Genomic DNA, 220 nt, shown 5'->3' with positions numbered 1-220 from the left:
TCGTGTGTACAAGCTGTGCGTGGCATACATTCCGAGGAAGCGATTCATCATCTTGCCGAAGAGTTCGACATCGCCGTCGCCCGCAAAGGCATGTGCATCCAGAGTGACCTCGATTTCCACCCCGCGCAGCAAGCCGTTCTTGACGAGTTTCTGTACCCCGCGATGGCGTACACCGGTAATCGCGTCGATACGCTGTCGATTGAGGTCACCCTCGGTCCAG

Annotated in this window: 1 protein-coding gene; it reads right to left on the bottom strand. The window is 57.3% G+C overall.

All coding sequences use genetic code 11. From position 1 onward, the window contains the following. The coding region (locus AC4HNJ_RS22130; RefSeq protein WP_490481762.1) for a type VI secretion system baseplate subunit TssF at positions 1-220 on the bottom strand (220 nt) is incomplete at both ends.

It is taken from the genome of Dyella sp. SYSU CM1112 (assembly GCF_058216415.1).
This window is presented reverse-complemented; position numbering and strand designations above follow the sequence as displayed.